Raw genomic sequence first — 19,802 nt, 5'->3', positions numbered from 1 at the left:
GTGCGGTCGAGCGGCCGCCAGTCGACTTCGTTTATGTAAGGTCAATCGGAACCAGACACATGAGCGCGTTCTATCGAGAGAAGGTACTTGCTGTTCGTCACTGGACCGACACGCTTTTCAGCTTCCGAGCTACCCGCGATACCGGTTTTCGCTTCCAGAACGGCCAGTTCGCCATGATCGGGCTCGAGATCGATGGCCGGCCGTTGCTGCGCGCCTATTCGATGGCGAGCGCCAATCACGAGGAAGAGCTCGAGTTCTTCTCGATCAAGGTCCAGGACGGTCCGCTGACCTCCAGGCTGCAGAAGATCCGCGAAGGCGACATCATCCTGGTCGGCCGCAAGGCGACCGGCACGCTGATCGCCGATAATCTCATTCCCGGCAAGCGGCTGCTGCTGCTCTCGACCGGCACCGGCCTCGCCCCCTTTGCGAGCCTGATCAAGGACCCCGAGGTTTACGACCGCTACGAGACCATCGTGCTGGTCCATGGCTGCCGCCAGGTGGCCGAGCTGGCCTATGGCGAGGAATTGGTCGCCAACCTGCGCGACGACGAATTGTTCGGCCCGCTGCTCGCCGACAAGTTGCTCTATTACCCGACCGTGACGCGCGAGCCGTTCCGCAACCGCGGCCGCATCACCGACCTGATCACGTCGAACCAGCTCTTCAACGACATCGATCAGGCGCCGCTCGATCTCGAGACCGACCGCATCATGATGTGCGGTGGCCCGGCGATGCTGGAAGACCTGCGCAAGCTGTTCGAGGCCCGCGACTTCACTGAAGGCAGCCACAGCGCGCCCGGCCACTTCGTGATCGAAAAGGCCTTCGTCGAGCGCTGATCGCTTGGGCCACCCTCTATCTCCCGTCATTCCGGGGCGCGCAACGCGCGAGCTATGATGTGCAATTGCACATCAGAGAATCCATTTATCCGCCAGCGTTTGCGGCCCGATGGATTCCGGGCTCGCGCTGCGCGCACCCCCGGAATGACGGAGGAGAAACGGGCTTCCACCCCGCTTCGTTGCAGCGCAATACAACATCCCGGATCGCGCGGCATCGGTGTCACATCCGTGAACCCGAACGCCCATTATACCGTATGGCGGATGGCGCGAGTTGGATTAGGCTCCACGCTCGCCGACAACAATCCGGCAGGATCCGCTGAGGGGTTTCATGGAAACGCTGCTGCTTCCGTTCTCGCCGCGCTTCATCGTGCTGACGATCTGCGCGGTTGTCACCGCCCTTCTGCTGGCGCTCGGCATCTTCGATCGGAAGATCATCGACGTCATCCTGGTGCCCTTGCTGATCTTCGGTGCGCTGACGCTGCTCGGAATCCGTGACCTCATGCAGAAGCAGCACGCGGTCCTGCGCAACTATCCGATCTCGGCGCACCTGCGCTTCCTGCTCGAAGAGATCCGCCCGGAGATGCGGCAGTATTTCTTCGAGAGCGAGAAGGACGGCATGCCGTTTTCCCGCGACACCCGTGCCGTGGTCTATCAGCGCGCCAAGATGGTGCTCGACAAGCGGCCGTTCGGCACGCAGGAGGACGTCTACCGCGAGGGCTACGAATGGATGCATCATTCGGTAGCGCCGAAGCCCTATTCGAAAGAGAAATTCCGCGTCACCATCGGCGGTCCCGACTGCACCAGGCCCTATTCGGCCTCTGTCTTCAACATCTCCGCAATGAGCTTCGGCGCGCTCAGCCCGAACGCGGTGCGCGCGCTGAACGCCGGCGCCAGGAAGGGCGGCTTCGCGCATGACACCGGCGAAGGCGGCGTCAGCCCCTATCACCGCGAGAAGGGCGGCGACATCATCTGGGAAATCGGCTCCGGCTATTTCGGCTGCCGCAATCGCGACGGCACGTTCAATCCGGACGAGTTCGCGCGCATCGCGAGTGACGAGCAGATCAAGATGGTCGAGCTCAAGATCAGCCAGGGCGCCAAGCCTGGCCATGGCGGCGTGCTGCCGGCGGCGAAAGTCTCGGAAGAGATCGCCAAGATCAGGGGCGTTCCCTTGGGCGAGGACTGCATTTCGCCCGCATCGCACAAAGCGTTCTCGACGCCGCTCGAGATGATGGCGTTCATCGGCGCGATGCGCAGGCTGTCGGGCGGCAAGCCCGCCGGCTTCAAGCTCTGCATCGGCCATTCCTGGGAATTCCTCGCGATCTGCAAGGCGATGCTCGAGAGCGGGATCTATCCCGACTTCATCGTGATCGACGGCAATGAGGGCGGGACTGGTGCTGCGCCACTCGAATTCATGGACCATTTGGGCATGCCGATGCGCGAAGGCGTCAGTTTCGCTCACAACGCGCTGGTCGGCATCAACGCGCGCAACCGCATCAAGATCGGTGCCTCCGGCAAGATCGCGACCGCGTTTGATATGGCGCGCGCGATGTCGATCGGCGCCGACTGGTGTAATTCGGCGCGCGGCTTCATGTTTGCGCTGGGCTGCATCCAGTCCTTGAGCTGTCACACCGATCGCTGCCCGACCGGCGTGACCTCGCAGGACCCGATCCGCAACCGCGCGCTCTACGTGCCCGATAAGATCGAGCGCGTTTGCAGTTATCACCACGCGACGCTGCATGCGCTGGCGGAGCTGCTCGCCGCCGCCGGCCTCGAGCATCCGCAGGAGCTCCGGCCGATCCATTTCACGCAGCGGACGTCGACGGCGGAAGTTCGCACCTTTGCCGAGCTCTACCCCACGCTGCGTCCGGGCGAATTGCTCGAAGGCACCCAGGACCGCCGCTTCCGCGATGCCTGGGCCATGGCCCGCGCCGATTCGTTCCTGCCGGCGGGGTAGTTCCTCTCTCTCCCCGCTCTTGCGGGGAGAGGTGAAGCGGAGCCCGCGGCCCTAATGCGGATTCTCCAGACTGAACGTCGCCGGCGCGGATGGTCAGGTCGACGTTTTCGAGCACCAGCAGGTTCTCGCCGCTGCCCTTCGGAAACGAACGGCAGACGCCGCGGATGTCGATGAGGTTGGGCTCAGCGGATTGTTCGAGTATGGCGGCTCCTCATCACCCGAGGCGACCGCGGCGGGACAACGGTCTTTGAGCCGATCTGTCGCGCCGTCTCTTTCGTTTGAGCACGATCCTGCTCAGAAGATATGCTCTAGAATTCCCCGTGCAGCCTTCCCGAGAAGATGTGCACCGGGCCACGGTCGGCGTTATAGGCGGGGTTTGTGATGAACTGATAGTCCGCCGTCAAGGTGACCTGCTTGGTCAAGGCATAGGCGTAGTAGGCTTCGAGGATACGCTCGCGGCGGTAGTTCAGCGCGCCGTCGCCGATCAGAATGCCGAGGCCGCCGGCAGCGATGAAATCGCGATGGTCCTTTGACAGTGAATTGATCGCGCCGCCAATGCCGATAACGTCATCGGGCCGGCCCCATTTGGTGCCCTTGATCGAGGCGCCCATCGACAGCGAGGCGTCGATGTCGGTGAAGGCCATGATCTCGGTCTTGCCGTCATTCCAGCTCCAGCGGCCGAACAGGCCGAGATCGTCGGAGAGTGCTTGTTCGAGATTGACGACATAGCCGTATTTGAGGCGGCCGGCACGGGTCAGCGCAATGTCGAGATTGAGGGCGGGATTGTTCAGCGTCTCGCGATAGCTGCCGGAGAACGCGCTGTTCAGCCAGGCGATCGTGCGTATCTTGCCCGGCAGTGAGAACAGCGAATAGCGCCCCTCGTATTCGAGCACGTAGGTTCCGCGCTCGAACACGTTGGTGTCGAAGCTGTTGGCGTTCGATACCGACTGCATCAGGAAGTATCCGCCGCGGAGCGCCCATCGCTTCTGATTGAGCTCGGCGGTGACGCCATAGGTCAGGCCGACCTTATCGGCGGAGTAGTCGAACGCGCCCGGCGCCCACATCGCCCAGTTCATGAAATCCTTGCGCGTGTCCTTGGCGTAGGCGTTGCCGTCGAACACGTCGAGCACCGCGAATTTACCGGCCTGCAGCGTCAATCTTGATACGTCGACCTTGCCGCCGAGCTGGGTCGGCCCGCTCGGCAATTCCTCCTGCTCGCCGCCGAAGCCGAAGGTCTGGCGCAGGAACAGGCGCGAGGTGTTGTAGTGCGGGTAGGGGAAATTGGATTTCTGCGCTTCGCCGTTGGAAAAGCCGGCGAGGCCGACGGTGTCGTTCAAGCCGAAGCCTTGCAGCAGTTCGGGATTGTAGTAGACCTCGCCGCCTTCCCAGAGCCGCGCATTCAGGAACAGGCTGTTGCTCCAGGTCGCCTGCGCCTGCCGCGCCGGCGTCAGGCTGTTCGTGCCGGTGTAGGGCGCGCGGAACGCCGGATAGCCCTGCGGCAGGTAGGTAGTCTGGCCGTGGATCTCCCAGCGATCGGATTCGGGATCGGTGATGTCGGTGTTCGGTGTCAGGCTCGGCCCGCCTGGCCAGTCGATCTTGCGGTTGAGGCCGATGCGCACCGACTGGAAGTCGAGGCTGGAGGAGTACCGCGTGCCCGACGGCAGGAACTGGATGTTGGCCCGGTCGAACTGGCTGTAGAGATATTCGAGCCGCGCGGTCCAGTGCGGCGCGAAGGCATATTCGAAGCCCGCGCCGGCAGCCCAGCCGAGCCGGACATGGATCTCCTTCTCCTCGTCGCCGAACGCCGTCGGCGTGTTGAGGAAGCGTCCGCCGGCATAGGCGAAGCCGCCGGTCACATAAGCGAGCCACGGGCCAGTCGCATAGCCGAGGCGGCCGCGTACCGTGCCGACATAGTCCCATTGCTCGACGAAGTCCGAGCGTGGCGTCGCGAGCGACGTCACCACCGAATTCGAGGGCAGATAGTTCGGAAAGGTCAGATCGCCTTCGACGCCGAGGAGCAGGCCGGAGGGCAGGTGAACATTGTAGCCGGCCTGCACGCCGCCGATCATGCCGCTCACCCTGCTGCTAGCGGTGCTGACGAGGGGATCGGCCAGCACCGCGTTTGAGGAGCCGAAGCTGTAGCCGGCATGCGCGCCAATGTAGAGCCCGGTCCAGTCGAAGAGCGGCTGTGCGTGAGGCGCCTTGACCGGCAGCTTGAAGTCGGCCGCAACCGCCGGGCCACTTAGAGCGAAGGTCGCGACCGCCGCGCGGCCAAGAATCCGCTCAAGGGATCGGCTGCGGCGCGACATGGTGCGGATATTCCCAGCGCGGACATCGCGGCGGCGCGACGTGCCCGTTCCCAAAGCGCTGTTACGTCGCCATCCCCAACACGAAATCATCACGCCGCCTCTGCCCCGGTCGCATGTCTTGATTCCCCTCCTTTGCGCCAGATCGGGGAAGCCACACTGTACCGCGATCTTTATTGCAAATAATTCGCAATAGCAACTAGAGACCTAAGTATTGCGATGGATGGCATCGCTCAATGACAGTTTTGCAACAGGAGGAGCGATCAGTCGTCGCGGTCCGAAATGGATGACCCGCCCGGGGGACAACCGGGCGGGTCGGGTACGACACGGGGTGGATGAGGCGCCCGTGCCGGACGCACAATCCACGGTCGACGTGTTTTCGAGCGAAGCTTGTCCCGCATAGCGTCGCGGGGAGGTTTATCGGTTCGCGCCTGAGAAAACGCGTCAACCAAAACCACTCCGTCGATCGATCAGAAATTGCAGGTACGCACGCGGCCCATGTAGTTGCCGAACGCATCGTACTGGCGAACCCAGCCGCAGCGGCGATAGCCGCCGTAGTAGTAGCCGTTGTTCGCGGCGATGGCGCTGCCGACAACCGCGGCGCCGACAAGGCCGGCACCAACGCCCCAATCCCAGTGGTGATGGTGGAAGGGCTTGGCTTGCGCCTGGGTGGTCGAGGTTGCGATCGTGCCGGTGACAGCGAGCGCGGCGAGAGCGAGAGCAGCAATCTTGGTCTTGATCGACATGGATAACTCCATCCTGTTGAAGGCGGTGCCGGCATGGCTCGCACGCATCGTTGGACGGAGCCTCCACGATTCCGGTTCGAAGCAGATGAGGGACGCTGCGGTTGTCGCTTATTCGGGTGTCAGAACAGCGGCTTAGTGGATCAGCGCGGCCCGGCCGCGAGCCTGTTCACGTCGAAGTTATCGACATCCGCAAGCAGCTCGCAGAACGCGCGCGCGCCGTGATCGAGCAGGCGTTCGCCCTTCTCCGCGGACGCCTTCGTCGCATCGCCGACCGCGCCGCTTGCGTGCAGGTCCTGCGTCTGCCAGGCGAATGGCGCGGGCCGTTGCGTCGACAGCCAGCGGTGATCTTTTTCGATCGCGATGCTGGCGGGATGAAAATCCGCGATCGCTTCCTTGCGCACGGTGTGCGGATAGCGCGCGAGCATGATCGATGTCTCGACTGCACCGCCATGAATGCCGTGGCGCACTTCTTCCGCGTCGAACAGCTCCTCCGCCGCGCTCAGCCGCGACCAGCTTGTGGTGACCACCAGCATCCCGTGTTGCGCGCGCAAATCCTGCGCGACCAGACTCATCGCGGCGCTGTTGCCGCCATGGCTCGTGACCATCACCAGCTTCTTGACGCCCGCGCGCGCCACGCTCTCGCCGAGCGCCATCCACGTCTTCAATGCGACATCGGCCGGCAGCGTCAGCGTGCCCGGAAAATCGATATGCTCGGTGGAAATGCCGACCGGTTGCATCGGCAGGAAGGTGGCGGGGAGGCTGACGGGCAACAGCTCCCGCACAAGCGCCAGATAGGCTTCGGCGATCATGATATCGGTGCCGACAGGCAGATGCGGCCCGTGCTGCTCGGTCGCCGCGAGCGGCAGCACCGCGATCCACCGCGCCGGTTCGCCGGCAGCGATCTCCGGCCAGCGGATTTCAGTCCAGTCGCGGAGTGGAACAGTCGAAGTCATGCCAAACGTTTCTCCGCTAGATCATGATCCGATTAGACGTAATCGGATCATGATCTCATCTCTTTGTTTGAGCATGATCTCCGCGCAAACACTACGCGTTTGTCGCGAGGGAAAACCGGTTTCCACTTTTCCGGATCATGCTCTGGGCGTTCCTTTGCGCGGATTTGCGAGGTAATTTGCCGGCCCTGCCGCGGACGCATTCGGCGTCCATCACCCATCATGGGCCATAACAAGCGACGGAGTCCAACCATGAACCGGGCCTTTTTGCTGCGAGCGTTAACTATAGCTGTTTTCGCCTTGGCTGGGGCCTTTGCGCCCGTAAAGGCCCAGACCCTGGACAAGGTTTCGTTCGGCACCAACTGGGTCGCCGAGGCCGAGCATGGCGGCTTCTTTCAGGCGGTGGCCGACGGCACCTACAAGAAATACGGCCTCGACGTCACCATCGTTCCCGGCGGACCCAACAACAACAATCGCATCCTGTTGATCGCCGGCAAGATCGATTTCTTCATGAGCGCGAACTCGCTGCAGTCCTTCGATGCGGTCACCAACAACGTGCCGCTGGTCGCCGTCGCCGCGATGTTCCAGAAGGATCCGCAGGTGCTGTTGACCCATCCTGACGTCAAGGCAACCAAGCTCGAGGATCTGAAGCCGCTGACGCTGCTCGTCTCCAAGGAGGGGATAACGACCTATTTCCAGTGGCTGAAGTCCGAATATGGATTTAGTGAGAACAAGGTCAAGCCCTACACCTTCAACCCGCAGCCCTTCATCGTGGACAAGAAGAGTGCCATGCAGGGCTATGTCACCTCGGAGCCGTTCGCGGTGGAGAAGGCTGCCAACTTCAAGCCCGGCATCTTCCTGCTCGCCGATTACGGCTTCAACAGCTATTCGACCCTGATCGAGACCCGCCGCGAGCTGGTCGAGAAGAAGCCCGATCTCGTCCAGCGCTTCGTCGACGCGTCCATCATCGGCTGGTACAACTATCTCTACGGCGATAATGCCGCCGCCAACGCCATGATCAAGAAGCTCAATCCGGAAATGACCGACGAACTGCTTAGCTATTCCATCGACAAGATGAAGGAATACGGCATCGCCGATTCCGGCGACTCCTTGAAGAACGGCATCGGCGCCATGACCGACGAGCGGATGGCGAGCTTCTTCGACAAGATGGTGCGGGCCGGCGTCGTTCGCTCCGATATCGACTTCCGCCAGGCCTATACGCTACGCTTCGTCAACAAAGGCGTCGGGCTCGACCTGCGGCCGAAGAACTAAGTACGAAGATTTGTTGCGTGATGGCCGAGCAAGCCTCGAGCGAACTGGACGCCGGCTCCGCGCTTGCGGTGAGCCTGCGCGGTGTCACGAAAGTCTATGACAGCGGCGTGGCGGCGCTCGGGCCTGTCGACCTCGACGTCCAACGCGGAGAGTTCGTGTCGCTGGTCGGACCATCGGGCTGCGGCAAGTCCACGGCGTTACGGCTGATCGCGGGGCTCACCGCGCCGACCGCCGGCACGGTCAGCGTCTCGCGTCTGGCGGCGGAAGTGCGCGGCCATCATCCGATCGGCTTCGTGTTCCAGGAGCCAACCCTGATGCCGTGGGCGAGCGTGCGCGAGAACGTCCGCCTGCCGCTGAAGCTTGCCCATGCGCCGACGAGCGAGGCGGATGCGCGCATCGACGAGGCGTTGGCGCAGGTCGGGCTTGCCGAATTCGCCAAATCCTATCCGCGCGAATTGTCCGGCGGCATGAAGATGCGGGTCTCATTGGCGCGGGCGCTGGTCACCGATCCCGATATTCTCCTGATGGATGAGCCGTTCGCGGCGCTGGACGAGATCACGCGCTTCCGCCTCAACAATGATCTGCTCGCGCTCTGGCGCAAGCTTAACAAGACCGTGATCTTCGTGACCCATTCGGTGTTCGAGTCGGTGTATCTCTCGCAGCGCGTGATCGTGATGACGGCGCGGCCGGGCCGCATCGGCGCGGAGTTTCGCATCAGCGCGACCGAGCCGCGCGGCGAGGAATTCCGCACCTCCGCCGAATATGCCGGCTTCTGCCGCCAGGTTTCCAATGCGCTGGCGCCGGCCTATGCGGGACAGGCCGGCGCATGAAGTCCTCGCTGCATGCGGTCCGCCTATTGTTGCCGGTCGTCGTCTTCGCGGCCGCCCTCCTGCTGTGGGAAGCAATCGTTCGCGTCAACAACATCCAGCCCTATGTGCTGCCGGGGCCGGTGGCGGTGTTTCAGACCCTGATCGACGACTGGTCGGTGTTGTCGCAATCGCTGGGCGTTACCCTGCTGACCACGCTTGAAGGATTCGTGGCGGCCGCGATCGGCGGCATCGCGCTGGCGCTGTTGTTCAACCAGTCGAAATGGCTGGAATATTCGCTGTTCCCCTATGCGGTGATCCTGCAGGTCACGCCCGTGATCGCGATCGCGCCACTGCTTCTGATCTATCTGCAGCAGCAGACCGCCGTGGTCGTCTGCGCCTGGATCGTCGCCTTCTTTCCAGTACTGTCCAACACCACGCTCGGACTCAATTCGGTCGACCGCAATCTCGCCGGGCTGTTCCAGCTCTACGGCGCGACGCGGCTGCAGACGCTGTCTTATCTGAAGTTGCCGGCGGCGCTGCCGTTCATCCTCGGCGGATTGCGGATCGCTGGCGGACTGTCGCTGATCGGCGCGGTCGTGGCCGAGATCGCGGCCGGCACCGCGGGCGCAGGCTCTGGCCTCGCCTTCCGCATCGCCGAGTCCGGCTATCGTCTCAACATTCCACGTATGTTCGCGGCGCTGTTCCTGCTCTCGGTCGCCGGGATTGTCATTTATGGGGTGCTGGCGCTAATTTCGCATCTGGTATTGCGGCGCTGGCACGAGAGCGCGCTTGGAAAGGAAAGCTGATGGCTGGAAGTATCTCTTCTGACAAGATCGACCTTTTGGTCTACGGGCCGATCCGTCCCATTCTGCAGAATGGCTTTCCCGATCAGTTCATCCTGCACATGGCCGAAAACCGCGCCGATCTCGAGCGGCTGACGCCGGAAACCAAGGCCAAGATCCGCGGCATGGCCGTGACCTATCACACCGTGTCGACCGACAAGACCGTGCTGGCGCAATTCCCGAAGCTCGAGATCGCCTCGAGCTTCGGCGTCGGCTACGACCATGTCGATTCCGCTTATGCGCGTGAGCACAATATCGTCGTCACCAACACGCCCGACGTCCTGACCGAAGAGGTCGCCGACGTCGCCATGGGCCTCCTGATCGCGACTTTACGTGAATTCATCAAGTCCGATCGTTACGTGCGCTCCGGCCTCTGGATGACGCAGAACTATCCCTTGAGCGTTGGCTCGCTGCGCGACCGAAAGGTTGGCATCGTCGGCATGGGGCGGATCGGGCAGGCGATCGGGCGAAGGCTCGAGGCGTCGCTCGTTCCCGTCGTCTATCATTCGCGCAGGCCAGCGGCCAGCGTGTCCTACCAGCACTATCCCGATCTGATCGAGATGGCGAAGGCGGTGGATACGCTGGTGGTGATCGTGCCGGGCGGTGCCTCCACCGCAAAGATGATCAATGCCGACGTGTTGAAGGCGCTCGGCTCGCGCGGCGTTCTGATCAACGTCGCGCGAGGCTCCGTCGTGGACGAGCCGGCGCTGATCGCGGCGCTGAAATCGGGGACCATTCTGGCCGCCGGCCTCGACGTATTCGCCACCGAGCCGAACGTGCCGGACGAGCTGAAGTCGATGCAGAATGTCGTGCTGCTGCCACATATCGGTTCGGCTTCCGTGGTAACGCGCAATGCCATGGATCAGCTCGTGGTCGACAATCTCAAGAGCTGGTTCGCCGGCAAGCCGCCGCTCACGCCCGTCGCGGAGACGCCGGTAAAGGGACGTTGATAAAGCATGATCCGGAAAAGTGGAAACCGGTTTTCCGAAAAGATCATGCTCAAACAAAGAGATGAGATCATGATCCGATTACGTCTAGTCGGATCATGAGCTAGAGGACGTTGATCAGGGACCGTTGATGTCAATCCGCCGTTTCAGCGTCGTGGCCGCAACGCTGCTTGCAACTGTCGGCGGCGCTGGACCTGCGTCGTCCCAGGATGCCGCGTCGCTGAAAAAAGAAATGATCGGGCAGTGGGAGCTTGCCACCACGGACCGCAGCAAAACCTGCGTCGTCACCTTGAAGGGCGATGCGACGGCGCAGGGCCTCAAGCTCGAGCTCGAACCTTCCTGCGCGGCGGCGCTGCCCTTCGCCAAGGACATCACTGCCTGGAACACCAGGGGCCTCGACATCGTGCGGCTGCAGAACGCGACCGGCGAACCGGTGATCGATTTTACTGAGGTCGAGAGCGGCATTTTCGAGGGACATCGGACCGGCGAGGGCGTCTATATCCTGCAAAACCTCGCCGCGGCACGCTCGCTCGCCAAGTCCATGGACCAGATGATCGGCGACTGGTCGATGGTCCGTGGCAACGGACAGGCGATCTGCGGTCTGACGCTGACCAACACCGAAGCCGGCCAGGACAATTTCCAGGTCTTCCTGAAGCCGAAATGCGATCCCGCCGTGGCGGCGTTTGCGCCGACGGTTTGGCGGCTCGATCACGGCCAGATGCTCTTGATGTCGCAGAAGGGCGAGACCTGGCAGTTCGAGGCCGACGACAATGCGCAGTGGCGCAAAGTCCCCGACAGCGCCGACCCCCTGATCATGCTGCGTGACCAGTAGCAGCGCTGCACCTCTCCCGCTTGCGGGCAGGGCTATCGCATATAGCTGTTTGGTGGCTATGAACGAGGTGGGCCTCATGGTTCTCCCGGCGATGCGGAGCATCGTCCGGAGACGCGCCGCAAGCGGCGCTCCTCACCATGAGGGTCTAATATTCCGCCGCGAAATCAGACCTCATCCTGAGGAGCCCGCCAAAGGCGGGCATCTCGAAGGATGGGCCGCGAAGGGACTGTCCACCAAGTTCTATTTCATATGCGATAGCCCTGCCCGCAAGCGGGAGAGCGAGTGCAGCTGTCAGCCTATGCTGGCGGCCTCGTTGGCGGCGCGCTGCATGCTCGACGACATCTCGTTGGTCACGACGCTCTGCTCTTCGACCGCGGCCGCCGTCGACGTCACGTATTCGCCCACCGCCTCGATCGACCGGCGGACCGTGCCCAGGGCAGTGACCACGTCAGCGGAAATGCCATTGAGCGAGTCGATTTCGATGCCGATCTTGTCGGTCGCCTGCTTGGCCTGATTGGCAAGGTTCTTGACTTCGGCCGCGACCACCGCAAAGCCACGACCGGCCTCGCCGGCGCGCGCGGATTCGATGGTCGCGTTCAGCGCGAGCAGGTTGATCTGACCGGTGATGTCGCCGATCATCTGCAGGATGCCGCTCATCGAGGCGGCGGCGGCGGTCAGCCGCTGCGCCTGGTGGTCGGCGGATTGCACATGGTCGGTGGCGGCGGCAGCCGTTTCCTTCGACTTGACCATCGCCTCCGAGATCTCGCGCACCGAGGCGTTCAATTCCTCGGCGCCGGCCGCGACCTGCTCCATCATGCCACGGACGCGCTCGCTCTTCAGCCGCGCGATAACCTGGGCGGTGACATCGGAGGCGTATTTGACGACTTTGAACGGCTTGCCATTGAGATCCATGATCGGATTGTAGGAGGCCTGGATCCAGACGTCGCGTCCGCCGGCGCCGATGCGGCGAAATTCTCCGGCCTGGTATTCGCCGCGGTTCAGCGCGGCCCAGAACTCCCGATAGGCAGGCGCGTCACGCTCGGCCGGATCGACGAACATGCTGTGAGGGCGGCCCTGGATGTCGTGCAGCGTATAGCCCAGCGCTTTCAGGAAATTCGCGTTCGCCGTCCTTACCGTGCCGTCCATCGCGAACTCGATCACGGCCTGCGACTTGTCGATGGCCGCGATCTGGCCGGCAAAATCAGCATTGCGCAGCTTCTGCTCGGTGACGTCCGTTGCGAATTTGACTACCTTGAACGGCTTGCCGTTCTCGTCGAACACCGGATTGTAGGACGCCAGAATCCAGACCTCCTTGCCGCCCTTGCCGATGCGCTTGAACTCGCCGACCTCGAACTCGCCGCGGTTCAGCTTCTGCCAGAACTCACGATACTTCGGGCTGTCGCGGAACGATGCCTCGACAAACATGCTGTGGTGCTTGCCCTGGATCTCGGTCAGCGAATAACCGAGCGCGCGCAGGAAATTCTCGTTGGCGGTGATGACGGTGCCGTCGAGATTGAATTCGATCACCGCCTGGACGCGGCCGATGGCCATGGTCTGCGCCCGGAAATCCAGGTTCTGCAGCCGGACCGAAGCGTCGAACCATTCCACGGCGAAGCCCGCGCGCTGCCCGTCATCAGTGGCGAGCGGCGTGACCGCGAGATCGAAAGCGCGGCCACCGAACCTGATGGTCTCCCGATGGAGCGACTTCAACTGCCCCAGCACCTGGCGCTGTGCGGAATCCTTGTAAAAAACATCGACGCTGCTGCCGATCAGCTTGGCGACCGAGAAGCCCGGAAGCTCCTTGCGGATGTCGGCTTCCGCCTCGGTGAGCAACCTGGTCACCGCATGATTCATGTAGGTGATGGTGAGTGACGCATCCGCGACCATCAGGTTGGCGGTGATGACGTCGGCGGCAGTCTTGGCAATTTCACCGGCACGCGATTTCCGGCTTCCGAACATCTTTGGGGTTCCTGGGTTGGAGGCCAGGCGACGCAATTGTCGCGCTGGTACTTGCGAGCGGCGAACCAATTCCAATGCGATGCAGGAAGCCTCTCAGCATCGTGTGAACGGTCCCTTAAACATCGGATTACCGCCGACAAAATCGCTGAGATCGATATTGCGTTGCGGCTGAGCGCGTAAAACTACGGGCCGATCGGTGCTTGCTTTCGCGGCGTTCCGCCCGCTGTCACCGGCCCGTGTACCGAGCGAGGAACGTCGTCCATGTCTGCGGCGTTGGCTGTTCATGTCTCGATCCGGCTTCGGCCCAGGAGCGCGCCATGGCGACCACCGTGCTTGCAATCGGCATCGATCCCGCATTCGCGGATTTTGGCGCCTTTTCGCACCTCACGCCGGAGCTCATCAGGAATCATATCGATGCGCAGATCGATCAGTTGCGCACCCACGGCTATGAGGCCGAAGCCTGTCTGGTCGATCTCGGTGATACCGCCGAGCAGGTGGTGGAGTCAGCGCTGCAGTCGAAGCGGTTCGATTGCGTCGTCATCGGCGCGGGCTTGCGCGAACCTGCCGCGCAACTCCTGCTGTTCGAGAAGATCCTCAACCTTGTCCATCGGCTGGCACCGGAAGCCTCCATCTGCTTCAACACCGCGCCCGCCGATACGATGGATGCGGTAAGGCGCTGGGTCGCGCCGTGAGGCGGGCCGTGCGCCGTTACGCGCCGCCCGCACTACAGGTCATCGTCGTCGGGAGCCGAGGGTGCAATCAAGCCTTTCCTGATCGCGGCGTCCTCGTTGCTGAAGATGGCCATCGCCGTGAGCATGTGGCGGAAGCCAAGTTTCTCATACAACTTTTCGGTGCCGGGATTGGCGTACAGGATGATCTTCCGGTGGCCGCGCGACAGGTTCAGCAGTCGCATCGCGATCTCCTTGCCGAGCCCTCGCCCCTGAAAACGCGGGTGAACCGCGATGTCGCAAATATAGGAGCAATCGACACCATCAGCGACAGCACGTCCCGCGCCGGCCAGGACGCCCTCCTCGAACGCGAAGCATTTTGTACATGCTGTTCGCGAAGGCGCGCTTCAGGTCCTCCGGCTTCTTGTCGCCGAGCGGAGCGATCCGATAGAGCTCCGACAGCGCGTCCCAGTCGATCTGGTCCTGATCGGACGTCCATTCCATGTCGCGCTCCTTTCGAATCGCGCGCTAGATCAGCCGCATCCCCTTCAAGCTCGCGTGGCCATTCTTGCCGACGATGATGTGGTCGTGCACGGAGATGCCGAGCGGCTTGGCGATGTCGATGATCGCCTTGGTCATCTGGATGTCGGCCTGCGAGGGCGTCGGGTCGCCGGACGGGTGGTTGTGCACCAGGATCAGCGCGGTGGCGGATAGTTCGAGCGCGCGCTTGATCACCTCGCGCGGATAGACCGGCGTGTGGTCGACGGTGCCGGTCTGCTGCACCTCATCGGCAATGATCTGGTTGCGCTTGTCGAGGAACAAGAGGCGAAACTGCTCCTTGTCGGCGAATGCCATGCTCGAACGGCAATAGTCCAGCACGTCGTTCCATGACGACAGCGCGCTGCGCCGCTTCACCTCGCCTTTCGCGACGCGGCTCGCGGCGGCCGCGATCAGCTTGAGCTGGTTGATGGAGGCTTCGCCGATACCGTCGACCTCGCGCAGGCGGGCGACGGGGGCATGGATCACCTCGGCAAACGAGCCGAATCGCCTGAGCAATTCCTTGGCGAGCGGCTTGGTGTCGCGCCGTGGGATCGAGGCAAACAGCGCCATCTCCAACAGCTCGTAGTCGCTCAGCGCGTCGGCGCCGGCGGTATGGAAGCGCTCGCGCAGGCGCTCCCGATGGCCGTGGTAGTGCGGCGTCTCGGCGGGCTGGTCTTTGCTATTGTCAGTCTTGGCGGGCATCGGCGCCAAACATGCCGTGCTGCGCGGTTTTTGCAACCATGAAGTGCCGCGGGCGCATCGAAGCCTTCGACATGCGCCAGAAGATCGGCAGACCTTTGATCGCGTCCGCGTGATCTGCGGGCAAGAATCGTTGCGATTTGGCTGCGAGGCGGCCACATTGGACTGGCTGGGGGAATTGTCGTCGATTGCCAGATACCGGGTTATGTCGAATGAATTCCAGCTATGAAAAGCAGAGGCTCGCATGTCAATCGGAGCAGCCGGCTTCGCCGGGGACACACGGGCTCGAGAGCTACGGCGTCTCCGGGCTTCTGGCGTCTTCTGCCGATCGAGGCTGGTCGGACATAGCGGCGGAGCTTCGCAGTCACAGCGGTGGCACGATCGCCTGGAAGAGCCCGCAGCCTGATACCGAAATTTGCGTCGACGTCCGCGGCAATGGGTCCGTGGTCACGCGACAGAGGTTTGGCATCACCGATCGTACCGTTTCCGAACGCGGAACGATTTGGCTTTCGCCGGCGGCAGCCGAGGATGGGCTGATCGATTTGTCCGATCCCGTTCCAGCTGTCCTGCATATTCTTCTCCCTCCGAGCCGGTTTTCGCTGGAGAGCGTTGGCGAAGGGCTCACTCCATCCGTCATGACATCGCTGCGCCATGAGAGCAGTTTTCGTGATCCGCTCGTGGCCGAGATCGCATATGCACTCACCTCCGAGCTGGACCGCGAGACGTCTGCCGGCAGGCTGCTGGCGGAGACGCTGGCCTCGAGCCTAGCCGCACGATTGGTTCAAAACCACCTCGGCAAGCCATCGCAAGACTTCCTCGCACCTACCACTGGCGAGGGGCTCGATCGGCGCAGGCTCGCGCGCGTGATCGATTACATCGAAGCCAATCTGGAAGGCGAACTGACGGTCGGTCGCCTGGCGTCGATCGCGTGCCTGAGCCAGTTTCATTTCGCCCGTGCCTTCAAGGCCGCCGTCGGCCGATCGCCGCATCGCTATGTCAGCGCCAGGCGCCTCGAGCGCGCCAAGGAACTGCTCGGAGAAAGGGAGCAGCCGCTGGCCGATATCGCGCTCAGGCTCAACTTTTCGTGCCAGGCAAATTTCACCCGCGCGTTCCGGCAGGCGACGGGCCAGACGCCGGCTCAGTATCGCCGCAGCGTCGTGACCTGATTTGTTACGGATGTAACCGATCCGCGCCTGCTGTCCCTGACGGCGGCAAGAAATGACAACAGCTGAGCAAGCGAGGCAAAGCCGCGTCCCGTCGAATGATGCATCTATCCGCTCCGATACACCCCCAAGCAATTGCGAGGAGCGAATATGACATCGGAGCGAAAGGTCGTCATCATCACCGGCGCGTCACGCGGCATCGGCGCTGAATTGCTGAAAGCCTATCGCGAAAACGGCTACCGGGTCGTGGCCACCGCCCGTTCGATCGGCAAGAGCGATGATCCGTCCGTCCTCATGATCGAGGGCGACATCGCGCAGCCCGAGACGGCCGAACGCATCTTCAGCCTGGCGATCGATCGCTTCGGACGAATAGATACGCTCGTCAACAACGCCGGCGTGTTCATTGCCAAGCCCTTCACCGAATATTCCGCGGCCGATTTCGCAAAGATGGTCGCAGTCAATCTCGCCGGCTTCTTTCATTTGACCCAGAAGGCCGCGGCCCGAATGCTGCAGGCGGGGTCAGGCCACATTGTCAACGTCACCGCAACGATCGCCGAGCAGCCGATGGCATCGCTGGCGGCGGGCCTTGCGGCGCTGACCAAAGGCGGGCTCAACGCGATCACGCGCTCGCTCGCGATCGAATATGCCCCCCGGAATATCCGGGTGAATGCGGTGTCGCCCGGCGTGATCAGCACGCCCATGCATTCGCCGGAGGCGCACGGCTTTCTCGCCGGGCTGCAGCCGATCGGCCGAATGGGCAAGACGCAGGACGTCGTCGACGCCGTGATGTATCTGGAGAAGGCAGCCTTCGTCACCGGCGAGATCCTGCATGTCGATGGCGGCTGGTCCGCCGGTCGTGGCTAGGAGATGCGCGATGTGGACCGACCGGCGTCTGCTTGAACTGTTTGGGATCGAACACCCGATCGTGCTGGCGCCGATGGCGGGTTTTGCGACGGTTGAAGTCGCGGCCACTGTTTCCAATTCCGGCGGTCTCGGCTCGATCGGCTGCGGGACCATGGATCCGCAGGCGGCCGGGGACGCTATGGCGAAGCTGCGGCGACTGACCAGCAACCCGGTCAGCCTCAATTTCTTCTGCCATGAGCCGGCTAAGGCGGATGCCGGCCGCGAGCGCGCATGGCACGATCGGCTATCACCCTACTATCGCGAGCTTGGCATTGACGATGCGACGCCGCCGCGGCGCACCGATCTTGCGCCGTTCAACACTGGCATGTGCGAGTTCGTCGAGGATGCCAAGCCGAAGGTGGTGAGCTTCCATTTCGGCTTGCCGGCGCCGGTATTGCTGGCCCGGATCAAGGCGGCCGGCTGCAGGGTGATCTCGTCGGCGACGACGGTCGATGAAGCGCGCTGGCTGCAAGACCATGGCGCCGATGCGGTCATCGCGCAGGGCTATGAGGCCGGCGGGCACCGCGGCATGTTCCTCGATCGCGATCATAGCCGTGCGCTCGCCTCGCAACTTGGCACCTTGGCCCTGGTGTCGCAGATCGTTGACGCCGTCAGCGTGCCGGTGATCGCCGCCGGCGGCATCGCCGATGGACGCGGCATTGCCGCCGCCCTTGCCCTTGGCGCGTCCGGAGTGCAACTCGGGACCGCCTTCCTGCTTTGTCCGGAGGCGGCGACGCCGCCGCTGCACCGCGATGCGCTGCGGCAGGCGCGCCAGCTTGGCACGATGGTGACGAACGTGCTGACCGGCCGACCTGCGCGCGCTCTGGTCAATCGCTTCATCGCCGACGTCGGTCCGTTGTTCGATGCCGTACCGGATTTTCCGTTGCCTATGGGTGTGTTGGCGCCGCTGCGGGCCGCAGCGGAGCCGAAGGGAAGCCGTGATTTCACCCCGCTCTGGGCAGGGCAGGGTGCTGCATTGATCCGTGAATTCCCGGCCAAGGCGCTGATGCAGATGTTGGTGAAGGAGGCGGCCGAGCGCTTGAACCGCATCAAAGACGGCTGAGATCCGCCCGATGCTTCGCATTGGCAGCGCGGCTTGCGGCACGCTATGATCGGCCGTCCCTGCCAATGCAAAGAGGTCTCGCCGCGTGACGTCGTTTAGGGTTATCCGGGCGGGGGCCGAGAAGCGCAAGGGCGGTGCGAAAGCGCTGGAGAAGCTGCTGCCGCCGGTGCCGAACGCGAAATCCCTGGCCAGTCTGAAGGACGATCGCGTTCTCGCCGAGATGACCAAGCGGGTGTTCTGCGCCGGCTTTGCCTGGAGCGTGATCGAGGCGAAATGGTCGGGCTTCGAACAGGCCTTCCTCGGCTTTCAGCCCGAGAAGCTTGCATTCGAGCCCGACGAGTTCTGGGAGCGGCTCACGAGCGATACGCGCATCGTACGCAACGGCGCCAAGATCATGTCAGTACGCGACAACGCCCGCTTCGTGCAGCAGATCGCGCGCGAGCATGGCAGCTTCGGCAAGTTTTTGGCCGACTGGCCGTCCTCCGATGAGGTCGGGCTCTTGAACCTGCTGGTCAAGCGCGGTAGCCGGCTCGGCGGCAATACCGGCCAGATGCTGCTGCGTTTCCTGGGCTGGGATGGTTTTGTCACCTCAAGGGATGTCGTCGCCTGCCTGCGTGACGCCGGGCTCGATATCGCGGAGGAGGCGAAGTCGAAGGGCGACCTCGCCAAGGTGCAGGCACAGTTCAACGCCTGGGCCAAGGAGACCGGGCTGCCTTACGTCCATCTCTCGCGCATCTGCGCAATGTCAATCGGGGAGAATTACGAGGCAGCCGAACTCACGCGCCGCATGGGCGGCGATGATTGAGAGCGTGATCCGACCGGGTCGAATCGGCTGCGAGTTGGCTTCACCTCCCCCGCTTGCGGGGGAGGTCGGCGCGAAGCGCCGGGTGAGGGTTCTCTCCACTCGGGGAGCCCCAATGCGGAGGCACCCCCACCCCAGCCCTCCCCCGCAAGCGAGAGCTTTGCTTAATTGGCTGAGCGGGAGTGGCAGCCGATGTCAGGCATTTTTTTGCGCTGCCTCAGGCGGTACGCGAGGGTTGACGGCCGCGTTTTCAGGGCCGTCCGATGGCAGCGGGCGGTGGCGGTCACGCCGCAGCTCCCACGGGCTGCAGCACCGCCCATCGTTTGAGGTTCATGGCGAGGCAGATAAGACGCAGATGCGTCTGGTTGCGTCTCAGGCCCAGATAGCGGGCGCGCGCCCAGCGGTAGACGCCCTTGAGACGCGCGAAGACCTGCTCGACCGGCGCGCGGCGCCGGCCCACCGCGTCGTTGAAGCGCTTCTGCCGCTCGGTCAGGGGATGATGCTTGTTGGGCCG

General features: G+C 63.1%; 20 protein-coding genes. 12 read left to right on the top strand and 8 right to left on the bottom strand.

The annotated features are described in order from the left end of the window. Positions 1-59: 59 nt before the first annotated feature. Both J6497_RS16905 and J6497_RS16900 read left to right on the top strand, forming a co-directional pair. Complete coding sequence (locus J6497_RS16905; protein WP_225705404.1) at positions 60-833, top strand: ferredoxin--NADP reductase; 774 nt, start codon at positions 60-62, stop codon at positions 831-833. A 328-nt stretch (positions 834-1,161) separates the two neighbouring features. Then, positions 1,162-2,787 carry an FMN-binding glutamate synthase family protein gene (locus J6497_RS16900; RefSeq protein WP_225705403.1) on the top strand — a complete coding sequence of 542 codons (1,626 nt, stop codon included), beginning with the start codon at positions 1,162-1,164 and terminating at the stop codon, positions 2,785-2,787. A gap of 308 nt (positions 2,788-3,095) precedes the next feature. Here the strand turns inward: J6497_RS16900 and J6497_RS16895 are convergent, their stop codons facing one another. From J6497_RS16895 to J6497_RS16885, 3 genes are all read right to left on the bottom strand, one after another. Beyond that, a complete protein-coding gene (locus J6497_RS16895) occupies positions 3,096-5,096 on the bottom strand; it encodes a carbohydrate porin (protein WP_225705402.1) in 2,001 nt (666 codons plus the stop codon). A gap of 467 nt (positions 5,097-5,563) precedes the next feature. Further along, positions 5,564-5,839, bottom strand: coding sequence for a hypothetical protein (locus J6497_RS16890; protein WP_225705401.1), 276 nt, complete (start codon positions 5,837-5,839; stop codon positions 5,564-5,566). Positions 5,840-5,979: 140 nt separating this feature from the next. Further along, a complete protein-coding gene (locus J6497_RS16885) occupies positions 5,980-6,792 on the bottom strand; it encodes a creatininase family protein (RefSeq protein WP_225705400.1) in 813 nt (270 codons plus the stop codon). Positions 6,793-7,041: 249 nt separating this feature from the next. Between J6497_RS16885 and J6497_RS16880 the strand changes: the two genes are divergently transcribed. The 5 genes from J6497_RS16880 (at position 7,042) to J6497_RS16860 (ending at position 11,491) form a co-directional block, all read left to right on the top strand. Then, positions 7,042-8,061: an ABC transporter substrate-binding protein gene (locus J6497_RS16880; RefSeq protein WP_225705399.1), complete on the top strand. Its 1,020-nt coding sequence runs from the start codon at positions 7,042-7,044 to the stop codon at positions 8,059-8,061. 20 nt (positions 8,062-8,081) lie between these two features. Continuing rightward, positions 8,082-8,891, top strand: a complete 810-nt coding sequence (locus tag J6497_RS16875; RefSeq protein WP_249793606.1) for an ABC transporter ATP-binding protein — start codon at positions 8,082-8,084, stop codon at positions 8,889-8,891. Continuing rightward, positions 8,888-9,676 (top strand): ABC transporter permease, encoded by a 789-nt coding sequence (locus J6497_RS16870; RefSeq protein WP_225705397.1) that lies wholly within the window; start codon positions 8,888-8,890, stop codon positions 9,674-9,676. The genes J6497_RS16875 and J6497_RS16870 overlap by 4 nt, the downstream gene beginning before the upstream one ends. Beyond that, on the top strand, positions 9,673-10,662 hold the full coding sequence (locus J6497_RS16865; protein WP_225705523.1) for a 2-hydroxyacid dehydrogenase: 990 nt from the start codon (positions 9,673-9,675) through the stop codon (positions 10,660-10,662). The genes J6497_RS16870 and J6497_RS16865 overlap by 4 nt, the downstream gene beginning before the upstream one ends. 127 nt (positions 10,663-10,789) lie before the next feature. After that, positions 10,790-11,491, top strand: a complete 702-nt coding sequence (locus J6497_RS16860; protein ID WP_225705396.1) for an AprI/Inh family metalloprotease inhibitor — start codon at positions 10,790-10,792, stop codon at positions 11,489-11,491. A gap of 291 nt (positions 11,492-11,782) precedes the next feature. On the opposite strand, the gene J6497_RS16855 is transcribed toward J6497_RS16860, so the two are convergent. Continuing rightward, positions 11,783-13,450, bottom strand: coding sequence for a methyl-accepting chemotaxis protein (locus J6497_RS16855; protein WP_225705395.1), 1,668 nt, complete (start codon positions 13,448-13,450; stop codon positions 11,783-11,785). Between the two features lie 317 nt (positions 13,451-13,767). Here J6497_RS16855 and J6497_RS16850 point away from each other — a divergent pair, with 317 nt between their 5' ends. Then, complete coding sequence (locus J6497_RS16850) at positions 13,768-14,142, top strand: hypothetical protein (protein WP_225705394.1); 375 nt, start codon at positions 13,768-13,770, stop codon at positions 14,140-14,142. Positions 14,143-14,174: 32 nt separating this feature from the next. On the opposite strand, the gene J6497_RS16845 is transcribed toward J6497_RS16850, so the two are convergent. Genes J6497_RS16845 through radC form a run of 3 tightly spaced genes read right to left on the bottom strand, consistent with a single transcriptional unit; the run spans position 14,175 to position 15,360 of the window. Further along, entirely contained in the window at positions 14,175-14,471 is a 297-nt protein-coding gene (locus tag J6497_RS16845; protein WP_225705522.1) for a GNAT family N-acetyltransferase, read from the bottom strand. Continuing rightward, entirely contained in the window at positions 14,443-14,622 is a 180-nt protein-coding gene (locus tag J6497_RS16840; protein ID WP_225705393.1) for a hypothetical protein, read from the bottom strand. The genes J6497_RS16845 and J6497_RS16840 overlap by 29 nt, the downstream gene beginning before the upstream one ends. A gap of 24 nt (positions 14,623-14,646) precedes the next feature. After that, positions 14,647-15,360, bottom strand: coding sequence for a RadC family protein (gene radC / locus J6497_RS16835; protein WP_225705392.1), 714 nt, complete (start codon positions 15,358-15,360; stop codon positions 14,647-14,649). Positions 15,361-15,569: 209 nt separating this feature from the next. Between radC and J6497_RS16830 the strand changes: the two genes are divergently transcribed. From J6497_RS16830 to J6497_RS16815, 4 genes are all read left to right on the top strand, one after another. Then, positions 15,570-16,523, top strand: a complete 954-nt coding sequence (locus J6497_RS16830) for a helix-turn-helix domain-containing protein (protein WP_225705391.1) — start codon at positions 15,570-15,572, stop codon at positions 16,521-16,523. Positions 16,524-16,670: 147 nt separating this feature from the next. Then, the gene (locus tag J6497_RS16825; protein ID WP_225705390.1) at positions 16,671-17,384 is read left to right on the top strand and encodes an SDR family NAD(P)-dependent oxidoreductase; all 714 of its coding nucleotides are present in this window, start codon (positions 16,671-16,673) and stop codon (positions 17,382-17,384) included. Between the two features lie 10 nt (positions 17,385-17,394). Beyond that, positions 17,395-18,486: an NAD(P)H-dependent flavin oxidoreductase gene (locus tag J6497_RS16820; RefSeq protein WP_225705389.1), complete on the top strand. Its 1,092-nt coding sequence runs from the start codon at positions 17,395-17,397 to the stop codon at positions 18,484-18,486. Between the two features lie 85 nt (positions 18,487-18,571). After that, positions 18,572-19,291 (top strand): DNA-3-methyladenine glycosylase I, encoded by a 720-nt coding sequence (locus J6497_RS16815; RefSeq protein WP_225705388.1) that lies wholly within the window; start codon positions 18,572-18,574, stop codon positions 19,289-19,291. A gap of 280 nt (positions 19,292-19,571) precedes the next feature. Here the strand turns inward: J6497_RS16815 and J6497_RS16810 are convergent. Further along, the coding region (locus J6497_RS16810; protein WP_225705387.1) for a transposase at positions 19,572-19,802 on the bottom strand (231 nt) is incomplete at its 5' end.

It is taken from the genome of Bradyrhizobium cenepequi (assembly GCF_020329485.1).
GTDB lineage: Bacteria > Pseudomonadota > Alphaproteobacteria > Rhizobiales > Xanthobacteraceae > Bradyrhizobium > Bradyrhizobium cenepequi.
This window is presented reverse-complemented; position numbering and strand designations above follow the sequence as displayed.